The 16,685-nt window shown below is 67.6% G+C and carries 16 protein-coding genes; 6 read left to right on the top strand and 10 right to left on the bottom strand.

The features are described 5' to 3' along the window. Nucleotide 1: 1 nt before the first annotated feature. The 3 genes from HWX14_RS21710 to HWX14_RS21700 form a co-directional block, all read right to left on the bottom strand. Complete coding sequence (locus tag HWX14_RS21710; RefSeq protein ID WP_175884420.1) at nucleotides 2–940, bottom strand: ABC transporter permease subunit; 939 nt, start codon at nucleotides 938–940, stop codon at nucleotides 2–4. Nucleotides 941–951: 11 nt separating this feature from the next. After that, nucleotides 952–2,562 (bottom strand): peptide ABC transporter substrate-binding protein, encoded by a 1,611-nt coding sequence (locus HWX14_RS21705; RefSeq protein WP_175884419.1) that lies wholly within the window; start codon nucleotides 2,560–2,562, stop codon nucleotides 952–954. Nucleotides 2,563–2,740: 178 nt separating this feature from the next. Then, a complete protein-coding gene (locus HWX14_RS21700; RefSeq protein ID WP_011548888.1) occupies nucleotides 2,741–3,319 on the bottom strand; it encodes a cupin domain-containing protein in 579 nt (192 codons plus the stop codon). Between the two features lie 497 nt (nucleotides 3,320–3,816). On the opposite strand from HWX14_RS21700, the gene HWX14_RS21695 reads away from it, so the two are divergent. Both HWX14_RS21695 and HWX14_RS21690 read left to right on the top strand, forming a co-directional pair. Then, nucleotides 3,817–5,337 (top strand): peptide MFS transporter, encoded by a 1,521-nt coding sequence (locus HWX14_RS21695; protein ID WP_175884418.1) that lies wholly within the window; start codon nucleotides 3,817–3,819, stop codon nucleotides 5,335–5,337. Nucleotides 5,338–5,457: 120 nt separating this feature from the next. Further along, nucleotides 5,458–5,664, top strand: a complete 207-nt coding sequence (locus HWX14_RS21690) for a hypothetical protein (RefSeq protein ID WP_175884417.1) — start codon at nucleotides 5,458–5,460, stop codon at nucleotides 5,662–5,664. Nucleotides 5,665–5,709: 45 nt separating this feature from the next. On the opposite strand, the gene HWX14_RS21685 is transcribed toward HWX14_RS21690, so the two are convergent. From HWX14_RS21685 to HWX14_RS21675, 3 genes are all read right to left on the bottom strand, one after another. Further along, nucleotides 5,710–6,834 carry an OpgC domain-containing protein gene (locus HWX14_RS21685; protein WP_175884416.1) on the bottom strand — a complete coding sequence of 375 codons (1,125 nt, stop codon included), beginning with the start codon at nucleotides 6,832–6,834 and terminating at the stop codon, nucleotides 5,710–5,712. A gap of 419 nt (nucleotides 6,835–7,253) precedes the next feature. After that, the gene (rarD, locus tag HWX14_RS21680; RefSeq protein ID WP_175884415.1) at nucleotides 7,254–8,153 is read right to left on the bottom strand and encodes an EamA family transporter RarD; all 900 of its coding nucleotides are present in this window, start codon (nucleotides 8,151–8,153) and stop codon (nucleotides 7,254–7,256) included. 18 nt (nucleotides 8,154–8,171) lie between these two features. Continuing rightward, the gene (locus tag HWX14_RS21675) at nucleotides 8,172–8,468 is read right to left on the bottom strand and encodes an acylphosphatase (RefSeq protein WP_006480292.1); all 297 of its coding nucleotides are present in this window, start codon (nucleotides 8,466–8,468) and stop codon (nucleotides 8,172–8,174) included. 152 nt (nucleotides 8,469–8,620) lie between these two features. Here HWX14_RS21675 and hpnA point away from each other — a divergent pair, with 152 nt between their 5' ends. Together hpnA and HWX14_RS21665 are read left to right on the top strand one after the other, a co-directional pair. Beyond that, nucleotides 8,621–9,628: a hopanoid-associated sugar epimerase gene (gene hpnA, locus HWX14_RS21670; RefSeq protein WP_011353724.1), complete on the top strand. Its 1,008-nt coding sequence runs from the start codon at nucleotides 8,621–8,623 to the stop codon at nucleotides 9,626–9,628. 108 nt (nucleotides 9,629–9,736) lie between these two features. Beyond that, nucleotides 9,737–11,098, top strand: a complete 1,362-nt coding sequence (locus HWX14_RS21665; protein WP_175884414.1) for a phage tail protein — start codon at nucleotides 9,737–9,739, stop codon at nucleotides 11,096–11,098. Between the two features lie 118 nt (nucleotides 11,099–11,216). Here HWX14_RS21665 and HWX14_RS21660 read toward each other — a convergent pair whose 3' ends face one another. Further along, nucleotides 11,217–12,404, bottom strand: a complete 1,188-nt coding sequence (locus tag HWX14_RS21660; RefSeq protein WP_175884413.1) for a glycosyltransferase — start codon at nucleotides 12,402–12,404, stop codon at nucleotides 11,217–11,219. Between the two features lie 403 nt (nucleotides 12,405–12,807). Between HWX14_RS21660 and ispH the strand changes: the two genes are divergently transcribed. After that, nucleotides 12,808–13,749: a 4-hydroxy-3-methylbut-2-enyl diphosphate reductase gene (ispH, locus tag HWX14_RS21655; protein ID WP_050013381.1), complete on the top strand. Its 942-nt coding sequence runs from the start codon at nucleotides 12,808–12,810 to the stop codon at nucleotides 13,747–13,749. 12 nt (nucleotides 13,750–13,761) lie between these two features. Then, complete coding sequence (gene hpnH / locus HWX14_RS21650) at nucleotides 13,762–14,922, top strand: adenosyl-hopene transferase HpnH (RefSeq protein WP_012339213.1); 1,161 nt, start codon at nucleotides 13,762–13,764, stop codon at nucleotides 14,920–14,922. A 163-nt stretch (nucleotides 14,923–15,085) separates the two neighbouring features. On the opposite strand, the gene HWX14_RS21645 is transcribed toward hpnH, so the two are convergent. From HWX14_RS21645 to HWX14_RS21635, 3 genes are all read right to left on the bottom strand, one after another. Continuing rightward, a complete protein-coding gene (locus tag HWX14_RS21645) occupies nucleotides 15,086–15,346 on the bottom strand; it encodes a hypothetical protein (RefSeq protein ID WP_069621670.1) in 261 nt (86 codons plus the stop codon). Nucleotides 15,347–15,515: 169 nt separating this feature from the next. After that, the gene (locus tag HWX14_RS21640; RefSeq protein ID WP_126368455.1) at nucleotides 15,516–15,995 is read right to left on the bottom strand and encodes a hypothetical protein; all 480 of its coding nucleotides are present in this window, start codon (nucleotides 15,993–15,995) and stop codon (nucleotides 15,516–15,518) included. A gap of 211 nt (nucleotides 15,996–16,206) precedes the next feature. Then, complete coding sequence (locus HWX14_RS21635; protein ID WP_175884412.1) at nucleotides 16,207–16,584, bottom strand: hypothetical protein; 378 nt, start codon at nucleotides 16,582–16,584, stop codon at nucleotides 16,207–16,209. Between the last annotated feature and the right edge of the window lie 101 nt (nucleotides 16,585–16,685).

Below are 16,685 nucleotides of genomic sequence, written 5' to 3'. Positions count from 1 at the left end.
CTCAATAACGGATGCGCGGATCGAGCCATGCGTACGCGAGGTCGACCAGCAGGTTGAACAGCACCGCGAAGACGGTCGTCAGCACGACGAGGCCGAGCACCAGCGTGTAGTCGCGGTTGATCGCGCCGTTCACGACGAGCTGCCCGAGGCCCGGCAGCGCGAACACCGATTCGGTGACGACGGCCGCCGTGATCGACGTGATGCAGACCGTGCCGAACAGCGACACGACCGGCATCAGCGCGGGCTTGAGCGCGTGACGCAGCACGATCGTCGAGCCCGGCAGGCCCTTCGCGCGCGCGGTGCGGATGTAGTTGCTCGACAGCGTCTCGATCATCGAGCCGCGCATCACGCGCGCGAGCAGCGACACGTTGATGAGCGTCAGCAACGCGATCGGCAGCAGCCGGTACTGCCAGCCGCCGTCGCCCCAGCCGCCGGCCGGCAGCCAGCCGTTGCCGGCCGACGTCTTCAGCAGGATCGCGAAGATCCACACGAGCACCGGGCCGAGCACGAACGGCGGCACGACGTTGCCGATGTTGCCGATCAGCATCACGAAGCGGTCGATCACGCTGTCGCGGCGCACGGCCGCGACGGTGCCGAGCAGCACGCCGAACACGATCGAGAGCGGGATCGACACGCCGCCCACGCCGAGGCTCACGGGCAGCGCCTTCTTCACGAGATCGTTCACCGACCAGTCGACGTAACGGAACGACGGGCCGAGATCGCCGTGCAGCAGCGAGCCGAGATACAGCAGGTACTGCTTCCACAGCGGCTCGTCGAGGTGGTACTTCGCGTTCAGGTTCGCGAGCGTCGCGGCGGACAGCTGCTTCTCCGTATCGAACGGGCCGCCGGGTGTGAAATGCAGCAGCAGGTAGCAGACGGTGATGACCGCGAGGATCGTCGGCACCGCCCACAACGTGCGCCTCAATGCGTAGGCCAGCATGATCGCTCCGCTCAGTGCTTGATCAGGTACATGTCCTGCGAAGCACGCATGTCGATCACGTTCTTCAGCGAATAGCCGCCCACGTAGGACTTCACGAGACGGTCGGCCGAGTACTGGAACAGCGGCACCATCGGCGTGTCCTTCAGCGCCATGTCGTGCGCCTGCGTGAGCAGCGCGGCGCGCGCCTTGTCGTCGAGCTTCTGGTTGCCTTCCTCGACGAGCGCGTCGACCTGCTTGTTGCAGTAGCCGACGGTGTTCTGCGAGCTGCCGCAGCGGATCAGGTCGAAGAAGGTCATCGCGTCGTTGTAGTCGGCGAACCAGCCGTCGCGCGCGATCTGCACCTTGCCGTCATGCCGCTCTTTCATCAGCACCTTGAATTCGACGTTCTCGAGCTTCGTGGTGACGCCGAGCTTCGTGCGCCATTCCGATGCGGTGAACAGCGCGACCTTCTTGTGCAGGTCGTTGGTGTTGTACGTGAGCGTGAACGACAGCGGCTTCGCGTCCGAATAGCCGGCCTGCTTCAGCAGGTCCTTCGCGGTCGCGATGCGCTTGGCCATCGGCCACGACGCCCATTCCGGCGTGAACGGCTGCACGCCCTTCGTGCCGTTCGGCATCAGCCCGTACATCGGCTTCTCGCCGGCCTGCGTGAGCTTCGACGTCAGCACGTCGCGATCGATCACCATCGACAGCGCCTCGCGCACGCGCTTGTCCTTCAGCGCCGCGTCGCTGTTGTTCAGGTAGTAGTAGTAGGTCGCGAGCTGCAGGCCCGGGCGCAGTTCGCCGCCGAACTGCTTGCTGACCTGCTGGAAGATGCCCGACGGGATCGAGTAGCTGTAGTCGATCTGGCCGGCCTGGTACATGCGCATCGCGGTTTCGTCGCTTTCGATCGGCAGGTACGTGACCTTGTTGATCACGACCTTCGGCGCGTTCCAGTACTTCGCATCCTTCGAGATCACGATGCGGTTGTTCGGCTGCCAGTCGACGAGCTGGTACGCGCCGTTGCTGACGAGGTTGCCCGGGCGCGTCCATGCGTCGCCGAACTTCGCGACCACGTCCTTGTTCACCGGCACGAGCGGCGCCATCGCGGTCAGTTCGGGGAAGAACGCGACGGGCACGTCGGTCGTCACTTCCAGCGTGTACGGGTCGACCGCGCGCACGCCGAGCGTCGTCGGTGCGGCCTTGCCGGCGATGATGTCCTTCGAGTTCTTGATGAACTCGACGAGGATCGTGTACTTCGAGCCCGTCTTCGGATCGACGAGGCGTTGCCACGAATAGACGAAATCGGCGGCCGTCACCGGCTGGCCGTTGCTCCACTTCGCGTCGTGGCGAAGCTTGAAGATCCACGTCTGCGGCGTCTTGCGTTCCCACGACAGCGCGACGCCCGGCACGACCTGGCCGGCCGCATCGATCCGCGCGAGCCCTTCGAACAGGTCGAGGCCGATCGTGTTGCCGGTCCACGATTCGATGTGCGCCGGGTCGAGCGACTCGACCTCGGCCGGCACCTGTCGCGTCAGGTCCTGTTGCGGAGCGAGCGCGACGTTCGACGGAACGGTTACGGCGTGGGCGACGGGCGTCAGGGCGAGCGCGGCCAGCACGGCCGACATGGCATGCAAGGATTTCATCGTGGCAGTCTTGAGAAGGTGGTTCGGTGGGCGTCGCGCGGCGGATGCCGCGGCTTACGCGTGAGACGCTGACGGGGGCAGCGATTGAGGAGGCCCGTGGTTCTCGTATTGCATGTTAGTATTCCTTACATTTCTTTCGACAGGCATTCCGTCGAAGAAACGAAGGAATACCCGTGCGTTAGAACAGTCGCGGCGTACCGACCCAGACCACCACCGACTCGATCTTCGCGGTGTTGACCCAGCTGTGCGGCACCGTCGACTGATAGTGCGAACTGTCGCCGGCCTGCAGGACGAACGTCTTGCCTTCCAGCGTCAGCGACACTTCCCCTTCAATCACGTACAGGAACTCCTCTCCTGCATGTGTCGTCACCTCGGACCGTTTCTGCCCCGGCGGCATCCTCACGAGGATCGCCTCCAGCTGGCGCCCTTCGGACACGTTCGTCAGTCGCGCGAACAGGTTCGCCGAATCGGCAAACCCGAAGAAGCGCAGCTGATCGCCTCGGCACACCGAGCGTTCCTCGCTCGGCGTATCCACGAAGTACTGCACCGTCACGCCGAGCGCGTGGGCGATACCGGCCAGCGACGTCAGTGACGGCGACGCGAGCCCGCGCTCGACTTGAGACAGAAACGGCTTCGAAATCCCCGCGGCGGTAGCGGTGTCGTCGAGCGTGCGCTTCAGACGTTGGCGCAACGCGCGAATCTTGCTGCCGAGTGCGACAGCGTCTGCCGATCGCGAGTTTTCAGTGGGGGGAACCATAGCAGGCCGAAAAGTGGTCGTCAAAAAATGTTTGATGGAAAGTAACTAAGTTAATTGGAGATAGCTTAATCTTCGGGTTCGTACACGCCTTCGGCGTTGAGCCCGGTGCACTAAACAGGGCCCGAAGCGAGCGAAACGACGCGCTATCTTGCCAGACTCGCCGGCTTCACAGGCAAGCTGCAAGCGGCTCTCCGGGAATCTGCGGAGAACGGGCGTCAAGCTTACAAGTAGATGATGAGACAAATGTTCCTGAAAGCTGCTGCCATATCGGGAGTTTCCCTAAGTGGCGCGGACCCGACGCACCGGACCGGCAAACGTTACCATTCGCGCGCCGGTCGGGGCCGCGCTCCGCCTTTTCAGGTGGAATCCGACCCCGGCCCGAGCTAACCGCTCGACTGCTCCATCGCCGACGCAAGCCTACCCGGCCACCGTGCTCCGGCGCCAGTTCGACCCTCAAGGCGACGCGCGATCCGCGCCGTCCGTTTCAAACGAGATTGATGATGCACGTACCTGTTTCACAGACCCGATCGTTCACGACGGTCTTCCTCATCGAAATGTGGGAGCGCTTCGGCTACTACGGCATGGCCGCGCTCCTGGTCCTCTTCATGGTCGACCGGCTCGGCTTCACCGACAGCCATGCGAACCTGACCTGGGGGGCCTTCACCGCACTCGTCTACGCCGCGCCGTCGATCGGCGGCTGGATCGGCGACAAGGTGCTCGGCGCCCGCCGCACGATGATCATCGGCGCGGCCGTGCTGTGCACCGGCTACCTGATGCTCGCGGTGCCGAACGATCAGCTGACGTACATGTACGCGTCGCTCGGCGTGATCGTGGTCGGCAACGGGCTGTTCAAGGCCAACGCCGCGAACCTCGTGCGCCGCATCTACGAAGGCGACGATGCGCGCATCGACAGCGCATTCACGATCTACTACATGGCGGTCAACATCGGCTCGACGGTGTCGATGCTCGCGACGCCGTGGATCAAGGATCACTGGGGCTGGCACACCGCGTTCGCGGTCTGCTGCGGCGGCATGCTGCTCGCGATCCTCAACTTCATGCTGATGCACCGCACGCTCGCGCACGTCGGCTCGCAGCCGGACGACCAGCCGATCCGCTGGAAGCGCCTCGGCGCGGTCGCGGCCGGCGGCGTCGCGCTCGCGCTGATCACGCTGTACGTGCTGCAGCACAAGCAGCTCGCGGTCGCGAGCGTGTGGACGGCGGCGTTCGCGATCCTCGCGATCTTCGCGTACATGATCGCGAAGTCGGAGCGCTCGGAGCGCGCGGGCCTGATCGCGGCGCTCGTGCTGATCGGCCAGGTGATCCTGTTCTTCATCTTCTACGTGCAGATGTCGACGTCGCTGACGCTGTTCGCGCTGCGCAACGTCGATCCGCGCTTCATGCTGTTCGGCACGACGCTGTTCACGTGGAGCGCCGCGCAGTTCCAGGCGCTGAACCCGATCTGGATCATGCTGCTGAGCCCGGTGCTGGTGTGGGTCTACAACGCCGTCGCGAAGGGCGGCCGCGACCTGCCGGTCGCCGCGAAGTACGCGCTCGGTTTCGGCGCGGTCGCCGCGGGCTACCTGGTGTTCACCATCAGCGGCCGCTACGCGGTCGACGGCCGCGTGTCGTCGTGGTTCATGGTGTGGGGCTACGGGCTGTACTCGCTCGGCGAGCTGCTGGTGAGCGGCCTGGGCCTCGCGATGATCGCCCGCTACGTGCCGGCGCGCATGAGCGGCTTCATGATGGGTGCGTATTTCGTCGCGACGGGCGTGTCGCAGTATCTGGGCAGCGTCGTCGCGAACTTCGCGCAGATGCCGTCGCACGAACTGCCGGCCACCGAATCGCTGCCGCTCTACCTGTCGCTGTTCGAGAAGCTCGGCTGGCTCGCCGCGATCGGCATGCTGCTCGCGCTGCTGCTGCTGCCGCTGATGAACCGCCTGTCGCGCCAGCATCAGCGCTGCACGGAAGAGCGCCGCGAAGAAGCGTTGCAGGCGCAAGCAGCCGTCGCCGCGCAGTAAGTACTATCCCTCGGCGTGCGGCGTGCACGCCACATTCTCCCGCCAGAAACGCGAACGCGTCCTACACTGGTTGCAGGCAACGCATCCGCTTCGCGAGATGCGCACTGGCGGGAGAACACGATGAAAAGCAAGACGACGCGGCTTTTGAGGATCCTGTCGGACATCCGGCACGCGCAGCGCTGTACCGCGATGCGCGCCGCCCGGGCCGCGGCCGAAGCCGATGCGGTGCTCGCGGAGCGCGACGATCCGGCGCAGGACGAACGCGACGACGCCGAATCCGACGACGCCACCGCCACGCCCCGCTCCCGTATCGGCTCACCTCACTGACGCCGCGCGGCGCCTGCCGCGCCGCCCCCCCCTCCTTGCGCGCGCCTACGCCGCCGCGCCGCGCCATCGCGCGATCCACGTTCCCGAACCGGCCACCGCCATCATCAGCCCGACCGCGCACGCGTCGGCCACGAGGCCCACGCCGACGTGCCGCAGATCGGCGCTGCGCACGACCGGATGCAGCAGCGAATCGATCACGAGCGAGATCGCCGCGCCCGCGACGAAGCAGATCAGCCCGCGCTGGCCGACCGCCACGACGGGGCGCACGCCCTCCGCGATCCGCGCGATCCAGCCGAAGCGCACGCAATCGGCCATCAGCCACGCGATGGCCGCGAAGCTCACCACGCGCGGCAGCGCGAGGTCGCGCTTGAGCACGCCTTCGGGCAGCGGCAGCCCCGAGAACAGCTTGTAGCTCGCGCAGCCGAGCACGATCGCGCACGCAAGCCCGGTCGCCGCGGCACCCCAGCGGCCGAGCGCGACGCGCCGGTAGAACGGCTGGCAGCGTGCAAGCACGCCGGCGACGAACATCAGTTGCCACGCGAACGGGTTGAAGCTCCAGCGGAAGCCGTCGGTGTCCAGCAGTTCCGGGCCGAGCCAGCCCGCCGTGAGCCACGACGCAATGCCGAGCGCGACGAGCAGCCACGGATGGCGCCGCGCGAACGGCACCAGCACCGGCGACGCGAGCGCGAACAGCACGTACATCGGCAGCACCGACGCGAGATACGGCTGGCGCTGGAACGTCAGCAGCTCGGCGAGCCCGGTGAGCGGCGATGCGAGCATCACGCTGACGTCGTCGAGCGCGAGGTTCGGCGCCTCGATGCCGAAGTGGTCGAGCACCACCGACACGACGAGCATCAGCATCGACGTCGCGAGAAACGCGCGGTAGATCTGCATCGCGCGCCGCACGAACCGCTGCTGCGCGGCGCGCGCGCCTTGCCGCTCGGCGATCGCGCCGTACGCGCTCGCGGTCGCGAAGCCGCCGAGGAACACGAACACCTCGGCCGCATCGCACAGCGCGAATGCGTGCAGCGTCACGCGCGACAGCACGCTCGCACCGATGTGATCGACGACGATCATCAACAGCACGAGCCCGCGGAAGAAATCGATTTCGATCAGGCGGCCGCCGCGCGGCGGCTGCATCGTGGCAGAACGCGGCGGGCTCAACGACATGCGCGCACCTGCACGACGGCGGTGCGGCACGCACCGGGGAAAGGATCGGGAGAGAGCAGGCGAGCGCGATCGGCGGCGATACGCGTATGCTCGCATCGCGCCAACCCGGCTGGCCAGGCGCGGAGATGACCGTTCATTGAGAAACTGCATACGAAGGGAAGTCGGTCAGATCAGTCTAATGGCCGATCCGGGGCGACCCTAAGTAACAAAGTGCAACTGAATCTTCTCTTCGATTACAAGCGCGAGCGTTGCGCGGCGAAGCCGGCGGCGTCGCCAGATTCGCGTCAGCGCGGCGCCAGTTGGCGGTCAGTATCGATGGATTCGGCGAGACTCGGCAGCGCAACGCGCGCGGTTCGATGGTCGATGAAGCACGCGACGCGCGGCACGTTGCGCACGGCCGGCGCATCGCAACGATGCGGCTAACCGCGCGCGGGCAAGCGCCGCATCAGCATCGCGCTGTGCCATGCGGTCAGCGCGACGGCGACCCAGATCGGCCCGTACGTCGCGAGCTGCGCGACGCTCAGCGTTTCACCGAGCAGCAGCAGCGACACCACGACGAGCAGCACGGGCTCGACGTAGCCGAGAATCCCGAACAGCGCCATCGGCAGCATCCGGCTCGCCTTCAGGTAGCTCGCGAGCGCGAGCGTGCTGAGGATGCCGAGCCCCGGCAGCAGCGCGGCCCACAGCAGCGGCTGGCCGGCGACCGGCGTCGCGCTGGTCGCGACCATCGCGAACGCGATCGGGCACAGCAGCACGATCTCGACCGCGAACGCGGCCAGCGAATCGGCGTTGATCCGCCGGCGCAGCACGAAATACGGCGGATAGCCGAGCGCGACGACGAGCGTCGGCCACGCGAACGCGCGCGTCGCCCACACCTCGTGCGCGACGCCGAGCGCCGCGCACGCGACCGCCGCCCATTGCAGCGGGTCGAGCCGTTCGTGATAGTAGAAGCGGCCGACGAGCACCATCGTCAGCGGCAGCAGGAAATAGCCGAGCGACACTTCGAGCATGCGGCCGTGCAGCGGCGCCCACAGGAACAGCCACAGCTGCACGCCGAGCAGCGCCGCGCTCACCGGCAGCGCGATCAGCAGGCGCCAGTCGCGCGCACTGCGCCGCGCGAGCTCGACGAGCGCCGGCCAGCGGCCGCGCAGCGCGATCAGCGCGAGCGCGCCCGGCGCGGTCCACACGATGCGCCACGCGAAGATGTCGAGCCCCGTGAGCGGCGCGAGCAGTTTCGCGTAAGCCGACATCAGCGCGAACAGCGTCGACGCCATCACCGACAGCGTGAGGCCGCGCCCGGCTTCCGGATACCCCGTCATGGTCGTTTTGTGCCTTTTTTACTGCTGCTGGAAGCGTTCGAAGCGCTTCTCGGTCCGGCGTTCCTCGAACGTCACCTCGGTCACGCGCGCGGCGGGCGGCCCGTGACGCAGCCATGCGAGCATCCGGTCGATCTGCGCGCCGGGGCCCTGGATCATCGCCTCGACGGTGCCGTCCTCGAGATTCGCGACCCAGCCGCGCAGCTTCAGCGCATGCGCTTCGCGTACCGTCGCATGACGAAAGCCGACGCCCTGCACGACGCCGCGCACCCGCACGTAGTAGGTCTCGATCCGTTCGTCCAGTTCATTGCGGCTCATCGCGTCGCCCTCCCGTTGCATTCAAGCCCGGCATTGTAGTCGCGTCGGCCGCTTCGCACACGCGCCGGCCGGGCGTCGCCGCGCACGCCGACCACGTACAATCTCGCCGATGCCCAACCGCCGCGCCGCCCGCGCGGCCCTGAAGGAAACGCATGACTGATACCTCCCGCGATCTCGTTCTCGTCACCGGCGCGTCCGGTTTCGTCGGCTCGGCCGTCGCGCGCATCGCGCAGCAGAAAGGCTATGCGGTGCGCGTGCTCGTGCGCCCGACCAGCCCGCGCACGAACGTCGCGGATCTCGACGCCGAGATCGTCACCGGCGACATGCGCGACGAGGCGTCGATGCGCGCCGCGCTGCGCGGCGTGCGCTACCTGCTGCACGTCGCGGCCGACTACCGGCTGTGGGCGCCCGACCCGGACGAGATCGAGCGCGCGAACCTCGAAGGCGCGGTCGCGACGATGCGGGCGGCCCGCGCGGAAGGCGTCGAGCGGATCGTCTACACGAGCAGCGTCGCGACGCTGAAGGTGACGAGCGCCGGCGACCCGTCCGACGAGAACCGGCCGCTCACGGCCGAGCAGGCGATCGGCGTCTACAAGCGCAGCAAGGTGCTCGCGGAGCGCGCGGTCGAACGGATGATCGCCGACGAAGGGCTGCCGGCCGTGATCGTCAACCCGTCGACGCCGATCGGCCCGCGCGACGTGAAGCCCACGCCGACCGGCCGCATCATCGTCGAGGCCGCGCTCGGCAAGATTCCCGCGTTCGTCGATACCGGCCTGAACCTCGTGCACGTCGACGACGTCGCGCACGGCCACTTCCTCGCGCTCGAGCGCGGCCGGATCGGCGAGCGCTACATCCTCGGCGGCGAGAACCTGCCGCTGCAGCAGATGCTCGCGGACATCGCGCAGATGACGGGCCGCAAGGCGCCGACGATCGCGCTGCCGCGCTGGCCGCTGTACCCGCTCGCGGTCGGCGCCGAAGCGGTCGCGAAGTTCACGAAGAAGGAGCCGTTCGTCACCGTCGACGGGCTGCGGATGTCGAAGAACAAGATGTATTTCACGTCGGCGAAGGCCGAGCGCGAGCTCGGCTACCGTGCACGCCCGTATCGCGAAGGGCTGCGCGATGCGCTCGACTGGTTCGGCTCGGCGGGCTACCTGAAGTAACACAAAGCGGCGCACGTCGCGCCGCTTTGCGCACTTTGTTACACGTCGCGCACGGACCGGCATCGGCGCAGCGGTTAAAATCGCGGGTCTTACGCAGAGAAGACACGCATGAACCTGAACGATCAGATCGCTTCGCTCGCCACGGGCGTCGATCAGCTCCTCCACGATCACCACGCCGCCCAGCAGGCGGCACGCAGCGCGGAAGCCTTCGCGCGCGCCGCGGCAGCGGAAGCCCGGGCCGCGGCCGAGCGTCACGCGGCGGCGGAAGCCGAAGCGCAGGCCGCCGCGCAGCGTCACACGGCCGCAGCCGCCGACGCCGAAGCCGCGCAGCGGCGCCATGCCGACGCCACCGCCGCCGCGGAAGCAGCCGCCCAACGTCATACGGATGCCGCCACGCAAGCCGAGGCCGCTTCGCAGCGCCATGCGGAAGCCACCGCGCTGACCGAAGCGCTCGCGCAACGTCACGCGGATGCCGAAGCCGCGTCGCAGCGCCACGCGGCCGCGATCGCCGAAGCCGAGGCCGCCGCGCAGCGTCATCACGCCGCCGCGACCGAAGCCGACGCGGCCGCGCAACGCCATGCCGCGGCGACCGCCGAAGCGCAAGCCGCCGCGAAGCGCCACGCGGAAGCGACCGCCGAAGCCGAAGCCGCGGCGCAGCGCCACATGGCCGCGATCGCCGAGGCCGAGGCGCTCGCCCAGCGTCACACGCAGGCGCTCGCCGACACGCAGGCCGCCGCCCAGCGTCATGCCGAAGCCACCGCGGAGGCCGAAGCCATCACGCAGCGTCACGCCGAAGCGATCGCCCAGGCCGAAGCAGCCGCGCAACGCCACGCCGAAGCGACCGCCGAAGCCGAAGCGATCACGCAGCGCCATACCGAAGCGATCGCCGAGGCCGAAGCAGCCGCGCAGCACCACGCGAAGGCGATCGCCGACGCCGAAGCGCTGGTCGAGGCCGTCGTCAAGGAAGCCGCGACGAGCGCGGTTGCCGCCACGGCCGTGACGGCCGACGTCGTCGAGCCGGCGGCTGCGGCGGAAACGGTCGAAGTGGTCGAAGCAGCCGACGCCCCGGCCAATGCCGAGACCGCACCGATCCCGGCCGCGCAAGCCGAAACCGCAATCGAAACCGACACCGCCGCGCCGGCCGACCAGCCGACGCTGCACGTCGCGCGCCCGTCCCAGAACGAACTCACGCTGACCGTCAACGGCCAGTCGATCACGCTGCATCCGGAGCAACTGGGGCAACTGATCGAGGAACTCGCGCATGCTCGCGCGTCGATGCAGCCGGAGCCACCGCCCGGCATTCCGGCCGGCTGGCGTTTCGTGACGACGAAGAACCCGATGATGGCCGTGCAGAAGCAGGCGAACGGCGACCGCCTGCTGGTCGCCCGCCACACGGGCTACGGCTGGGTGCCGTTCACGTTCTCGCCGGACGTCGTGATCCAGATGTACATGATGCTGACGCAGCGGTAAGCGCGCATCGGCCGGAAGCCGGCCAAAAAGCAAACAGCCCGGATCGGCTTGCGTCGATCCGGGCTGTGTGTTTTCAGCGTTCCGGTTTATCGGGACGGCCGGCATCCGCCGGCGTGGGTCAGCGCTCCACCGGCGCCTGCACGCGCGCCTTCCACTGCCCGCCCTTGCCGCGCCAGTAACGCCACGCGGACGCGAACGTCGCGCCCACATAGAACAGCGCGACGAGCGGCAGCGCGGGCGCCCACAGCGGCGAGCGCCGGTAGTAGCGCAGCATCGGCGCATACGCGGCGCACATCGACGCCCACGCGAGCCACGCCGGCCACCCGCGCGCGCCGTAGGCGAGCGCGACGACGGGCGGCACCAGGTAGATGATCGTCATCCCGAGCAGCGTGCCGGCCAGCAGCAGCGGCGAATAGTGCAGCTGCGTGAACGCGGTGCGCGCGATCATGTTCCAGATGTCGCGCCAGCTGTCGTACGGGCGCAGCGACACGCTGCGATCGGCGAGATCGAGCCGGATCGGATGGCGGCCGCTGCCGCGGTGCTTGATCTGCGCGGCGAGGCTGCAGTCGTCGATCAGCGCGCCGCGAATCGATTCGATGCCACCCGCTTCTTCCAGCGCCGTGCGCTTCACGAGCATGCAGCCGCCGGCGGCGCCGGCCGTCCGGTTGCGCGGATTGTTGATCCACGAGAACGGGTACAGCTTCGCGAAGAAGAACACGAACGCAGGGATCAGCGCCTTTTCCCAGAACGAGTCGCAGCGCAGCCGCACCATCAGCGAGACCAGATCGCGCTGCTCGGCCTGCGCGCGCGTGACGAGCTGCGCGACGGCGTCCGGCGGATGGCCGATGTCGGCATCCGTCAGCAGCAGGTAGTCGGCCGGCAGGCCGAGCGTCTGCACCGCCGCGATCCCTTGCGACTGCGCCCACACCTTGCCCGACCAGCCGGCCGGCAGCGGCTTCGCGCTCAGCACCGTCAGCCGGTCGGCGCGGTTGATCGCGAGCGCGGCCGCGCGGGCCGCGTCGGCGGTGCCGTCGTCGCTGTGATCGTCGACGATGATCAGGTGGAAGTCGCCCGGATAGTCCTGCTCGAGCAGCGAAGTCGCCGCACGGGCGATCACGTCGGCTTCGTTGCGCGCCGGCACGACCGCCACGACGGCCGGCCAGCCGGCGTCGGCCGCCGCGCCGCGAGCGTCGGGCGGCAGCGGCCGCGCGGGCTGCGCGCGCCAGAAGCCGCCGCGCGCGACGAGCAGCACGATCCAGATCACCAGCGACAGGCCGGACACCAGGAAAGCGATCGCGAGCATCATCGGCCTGCCTCCCGCCGCGCGCCGGCGGGTTCGGTAGAAATAAGGGTCTGGAACAAAACACCCGGCACCGCACGGGCGGTCGGGCAATACGCGTGAGAATCGACGGTCATCGAATGGCCTTGAAATGAGCGCGATGGCGGGCAGCCGGAGCGGCCGCCCGCGAAACCGCGCAGTTTACCGGGTTCCGCGCGCGCCAGCGCCGACGCGGCTCTCCCGCAATTGCAACGGTGCCGACACGGCACCGAAGCAAGGACGGCCCGATAGGGTTAAAATGCGCGATTAATTCGGGGTACCGGGGCCTGGCCGGCCGGTTCGTTCCTGCCTTCATAACATCAAGCCGGGGCGAGCAAGCGCGTGCCAAGCGCCTCGAACCCCGGCGTCTGTCGTCGGAGTTCGCTCACTTATGCGAGTCATCCTTGCCCAGCCCCGCGGCTTCTGTGCGGGGGTTGTCCGCGCAATCGAGATCGTCGATCGCGCGCTGCAGCAGCACGGTGCGCCGGTCTATGTGCGTCATGAGATCGTGCATAACCGGCATGTCGTCGAAAATCTGCGTAATAAAGGGGCACGATTCGTTGAGGAACTCGACGAGGTGCCGCACGGCGCTGTCGCGATCTTCAGCGCGCACGGTGTCGCCCAGACGGTCGAGCGCGATGCGCAAACGCGCGGGCTCGACGTGCTCGACGCGACCTGCCCGCTCGTCACGAAAGTGCACGTGCAGGGCCGCCAGTACGTCGCGGCGGGCCGCCGGCTGATCCTGATCGGCCACGCGGGCCACCCGGAAGTCGAGGGCACGATCGGCCAGATTCCGGCCGAGGTGATCCTCGTGCAGAGCGAAGCCGAAGTCGATACGCTGACGCTGCCCGTCGATACGCCGGTCGCGTACATCACGCAGACCACGCTGTCGGTCGACGACACGCGCGGCATCATCGAAGCATTGCAGCGCCGGTTCACCGACCTCGTCGGCCCGGACACGCGCGACATCTGCTATGCGACGCAGAATCGCCAGGCCGCCGTGCGCGAGCTGAGCGAACAGGTTGACGTGCTGCTCGTCGTCGGTGCGACGAACAGCTCGAACTCGAACCGCCTGCGCGAGATCGGCACCGAAAGCGGTGTGCCGAGCTATCTCGTCGCCGACGGCTCGGAAGTGAAGGCCGAATGGTTCGCGGGCGTGCAGACGGTCGGCCTGACCGCCGGCGCGTCGGCGCCCGAAGAAATGGTCGAGGATGTAATCGGCGCGCTGCGCGCGCTGGGGCCCGTCGATGTCGCGACGATGGCGGGCCGGGAAGAAAAAGTCGAATTCAAGTTGCCGGCGAAGCTCACGCAAGCTGTCGCCCGCGAAGTTTAAGGAGGACATCCCTTGTCTATTCCGCTGCTCCAGCAAGTCCGTGTCGGCGCCTACATCGTGCGCCAGCACCTGTCCGGGAACAAACGCTATCCGCTCGCGCTGATGCTCGAGCCGCTGTTCCGCTGCAACCTCGCGTGCAACGGCTGCGGCAAGATCGATTATCCGGACCCGATCCTGAACCAGCGCCTGTCCGTCGAGGAATGCCTGCAGGCCGTCGACGAGTGCGGCGCGCCCGTCGTGTCGATCGCCGGCGGCGAGCCGCTGCTCCACAAGGAGATGCCGGAAATCGTCAAGGGCATCATGAAGCGCAAGAAGTTCGTGTACCTGTGCACGAACGCGCTGCTGATGGAAAAGAAGATGGACGACTACCAGCCGAGCCCGTATTTCGTCTGGTCGGTCCACCTCGACGGCGACAAGGAAGCGCACGATCACTCGGTGTCGCAGGAAGGCGTGTACGACAAGGCCGTCGCGGCGATCAAGGAAGCGAAGCGCCGCGGCTTCCGCGTGAACATCAATTGCACGCTGTTCAACGATGCGGTGCCGGAGCGCGTCGCGAAGTTCTTCGACACGCTGGGCCCGATCGGCGTCGACGGCATCACCGTGTCGCCGGGCTACGCGTACGAGCGCGCGCCGGATCAGCAGCACTTCCTGAACCGCGACAAGACGAAGAACCTGTTCCGCGAAATCCTGAAGCGCGGCGAAGGCGGCAAGCGCTGGTCGTTCAGCCAGTCGTCGCTGTTCCTCGACTTCCTGGCCGGCAACCAGACGTACAAGTGCACGCCGTGGGGCAACCCGGCGCGTACGGTGTTCGGCTGGCAGAAGCCGTGCTACCTGGTCGGCGAAGGTTACGTGAAGACCTTCAAGGAACTGATGGAAACGACCGAGTGGGACAACTACGGCGTCGGCAACTACGAGAAGTGCGCGGACTGCATGGTCCACTGCGGCTTCGAGGCCACCGCCGTGATGGACACGATCTCGAACCCGCTGAAGGCGCTGCGCGTGAGCCGCAAGGGCATCAAGACCGACGGCCCGTTCGCACCGGACATCTCGATCGCGAAGCAACGTCCGGCCGAGTACGTGTTCTCGCGCCACGTCGAGATCAAGCTCGAGGAAATCCAGCGCGCCGGCAAGGGCAAGCTGCAGAAGCCGGCGAAGTCGGCAACGGCCGCTTAAGCAGCGCGTTGTGCCGCGCGGCGGTTCCCACCTTCGCAGCGGCCTGGTATCGAAGAAGCGCCACGGAGTTCGCTCCGTGGCGCTTTTTGTTTTGACGGGCGGAATGTCGTGACGCGTTGCGCTTGCTCGTGCCTGCCTGCGTGCGGCGGCGAACGTCAGATGCCTAGCTTCGCGACTCCGCCGCGGCGATCAGTTGCCACGCGGTCGGCCCCGGATCGAGCAGCGGATCGGACGGCGGATCGAGATCGTGCCGATGCGCGTCCTCGGACGGCAACGTCTGCCATTTCGCGATGCCGATTTCGTCGCCGCACACGGTGCACCGATAGATGCCCGCGACCGTCACCTTGCTGCCCGGCGGCAGGTTCTCGCTGAATGCGCGGCCACTTCCGCACGTGAAGTAGCCGCCGCTCCTGTATAGCGCCATCGCTCCTCCTGACCGAAACGAATGCGTTCGCGTCGACACGCACGATCACCGCCAACGCATGGATGGATCGTCGTCGCCCGGCCACGCCGGGCTCCAGTCATGTGATTAGACGGCGCGCGTCCGCGCAATGGAATCGGACGGGTATGAAACGCGGCCCGCGGCCAGCCATTCAATGCAGAACGGCCGGCGCCCGCATCTTCGCCGCGGCCTGCGCGACGATCCCCGGCTGTTCGGCGGAAGCGAACGTGCAGACATGACGCCACAGCTCGGCCAGCCGATGCCGCGTGAGCGTCGCCACGCATGCGTCGTTCGCGGCGAGCACGCGCTCGAGCACCGCGCATTCGTCGTCGTGCAGCGTCCACGCACCGCTTTGCGCGGCGCGCGCCACGCTCGCGTCCAGCACGCGCTCGGCGTCGACGCACAGATCGATGGTCGCGTCCGGAGAGACCGCATCGTCGAGCGCGAGGAACACCAGATACACGCTCGTGCGCAACCGCATCAGCAGCGTTTCGCTACCGTGCTCGCCGCGCAGCGCGACCAGCGCCATGTGGCATTTCAGCGAGATGTCGCGTGCATGCGCGGGCGGCAGCGGCAGCAGCCATTCGCGCGTCAACGGCGGATGGCGGCGGCCTTTGCGGGCAGCCTTCATGATTCGTTCTCGCTCGCGGATGCGCCGTCCGCCGCCGTCCCCGGCCAAGTGCTGCGGCAGACGACGGCGTCGCGCAGGCTGTTCGCCCGGCGTCGCATGCCATGCACATCGGCGCGCCGCCGTGCCGCGCACGCTTCCGGCAGCCTGCGTATCGCCGACGCACGCAACACGCCGAGCACTCGGTTCGGGCATGCCATGTTCGTCTCCCGCATCAAAACGTGTTCTCGCCCTTCAGGTAGTACGCGGTTTTCACGAAGAAGGCCTTCACCGGATGGCCGTTCTGCGCGTCGCGGGCCGCCCGCGCTTGCATCGCGGCCTTCTCGTCGGGCCACGGGTTGGGCACCGGGTTGTACACACGCTCGAGCGCACGCTGCATCGCGAGCGGATAGTTCTGGTTGCCTGCCGTCGTCGCGCGATAGCCGGCACGCGTCATCTGCATCAGCTGCGCATCGGTTTCGGCACGCGCCGCCGACCACGTCAACGGCGCGGCATGCAGGGTGTCGCCGACGCCGATCGACTGCGCGAAGCTGACGGCCGGCAGCGCAGCGAGTGCGCAGGAAAGAACGGCAACGGGAACGAGGGATCGCATAATGGCCTCCAGATGGTTGTCCCCGCATCGATCCAGCATCGATGCGTTGAAATCATCGTATGTCGGGCCGCATGCCGCTTGAATAGCCGAATCCGCAATTG

The organism is Burkholderia sp. BCC0044 (genome assembly GCF_902832955.1).
GTDB lineage: Bacteria > Pseudomonadota > Gammaproteobacteria > Burkholderiales > Burkholderiaceae > Burkholderia.
The sequence above is the reverse complement of the archived record's forward strand: the minus strand, read 5'-3'. Positions and strand labels throughout refer to the sequence as shown.

What these genes read in the sequence shown, in the direction of transcription:
- HWX14_RS21710 (WP_175884420.1), bottom strand. Translation starts at nt 940, where the DNA reads ATGCTGGCCTACGCATTGAGGCGCACGTTGTGGGCGGTGCCGACGATC.
- HWX14_RS21705 (WP_175884419.1), bottom strand. Translation starts at nt 2,562, where the DNA reads ATGAAATCCTTGCATGCCATGTCGGCCGTGCTGGCCGCGCTCGCCCTG.
- HWX14_RS21700 (WP_011548888.1), bottom strand. Translation starts at nt 3,319, where the DNA reads ATGGTTCCCCCCACTGAAAACTCGCGATCGGCAGACGCTGTCGCACTC.
- HWX14_RS21695 (WP_175884418.1), top strand. Translation starts at nt 3,817, where the DNA reads ATGATGCACGTACCTGTTTCACAGACCCGATCGTTCACGACGGTCTTC.
- HWX14_RS21690 (WP_175884417.1), top strand. Translation starts at nt 5,458, where the DNA reads ATGAAAAGCAAGACGACGCGGCTTTTGAGGATCCTGTCGGACATCCGG.
- HWX14_RS21685 (WP_175884416.1), bottom strand. Translation starts at nt 6,834, where the DNA reads ATGTCGTTGAGCCCGCCGCGTTCTGCCACGATGCAGCCGCCGCGCGGC.
- rarD (WP_175884415.1), bottom strand. Translation starts at nt 8,153, where the DNA reads ATGACGGGGTATCCGGAAGCCGGGCGCGGCCTCACGCTGTCGGTGATG.
- HWX14_RS21675 (WP_006480292.1), bottom strand. Translation starts at nt 8,468, where the DNA reads ATGAGCCGCAATGAACTGGACGAACGGATCGAGACCTACTACGTGCGG.
- hpnA (WP_011353724.1), top strand. Translation starts at nt 8,621, where the DNA reads ATGACTGATACCTCCCGCGATCTCGTTCTCGTCACCGGCGCGTCCGGT.
- HWX14_RS21665 (WP_175884414.1), top strand. Translation starts at nt 9,737, where the DNA reads ATGAACCTGAACGATCAGATCGCTTCGCTCGCCACGGGCGTCGATCAG.
- HWX14_RS21660 (WP_175884413.1), bottom strand. Translation starts at nt 12,404, where the DNA reads ATGATGCTCGCGATCGCTTTCCTGGTGTCCGGCCTGTCGCTGGTGATC.
- ispH (WP_050013381.1), top strand. Translation starts at nt 12,808, where the DNA reads ATGCGAGTCATCCTTGCCCAGCCCCGCGGCTTCTGTGCGGGGGTTGTC.
- HWX14_RS21645 (WP_069621670.1), bottom strand. Translation starts at nt 15,346, where the DNA reads ATGGCGCTATACAGGAGCGGCGGCTACTTCACGTGCGGAAGTGGCCGC.
- HWX14_RS21640 (WP_126368455.1), bottom strand. Translation starts at nt 15,995, where the DNA reads ATGAAGGCTGCCCGCAAAGGCCGCCGCCATCCGCCGTTGACGCGCGAA.
- HWX14_RS21635 (WP_175884412.1), bottom strand. Translation starts at nt 16,584, where the DNA reads ATGCGATCCCTCGTTCCCGTTGCCGTTCTTTCCTGCGCACTCGCTGCG.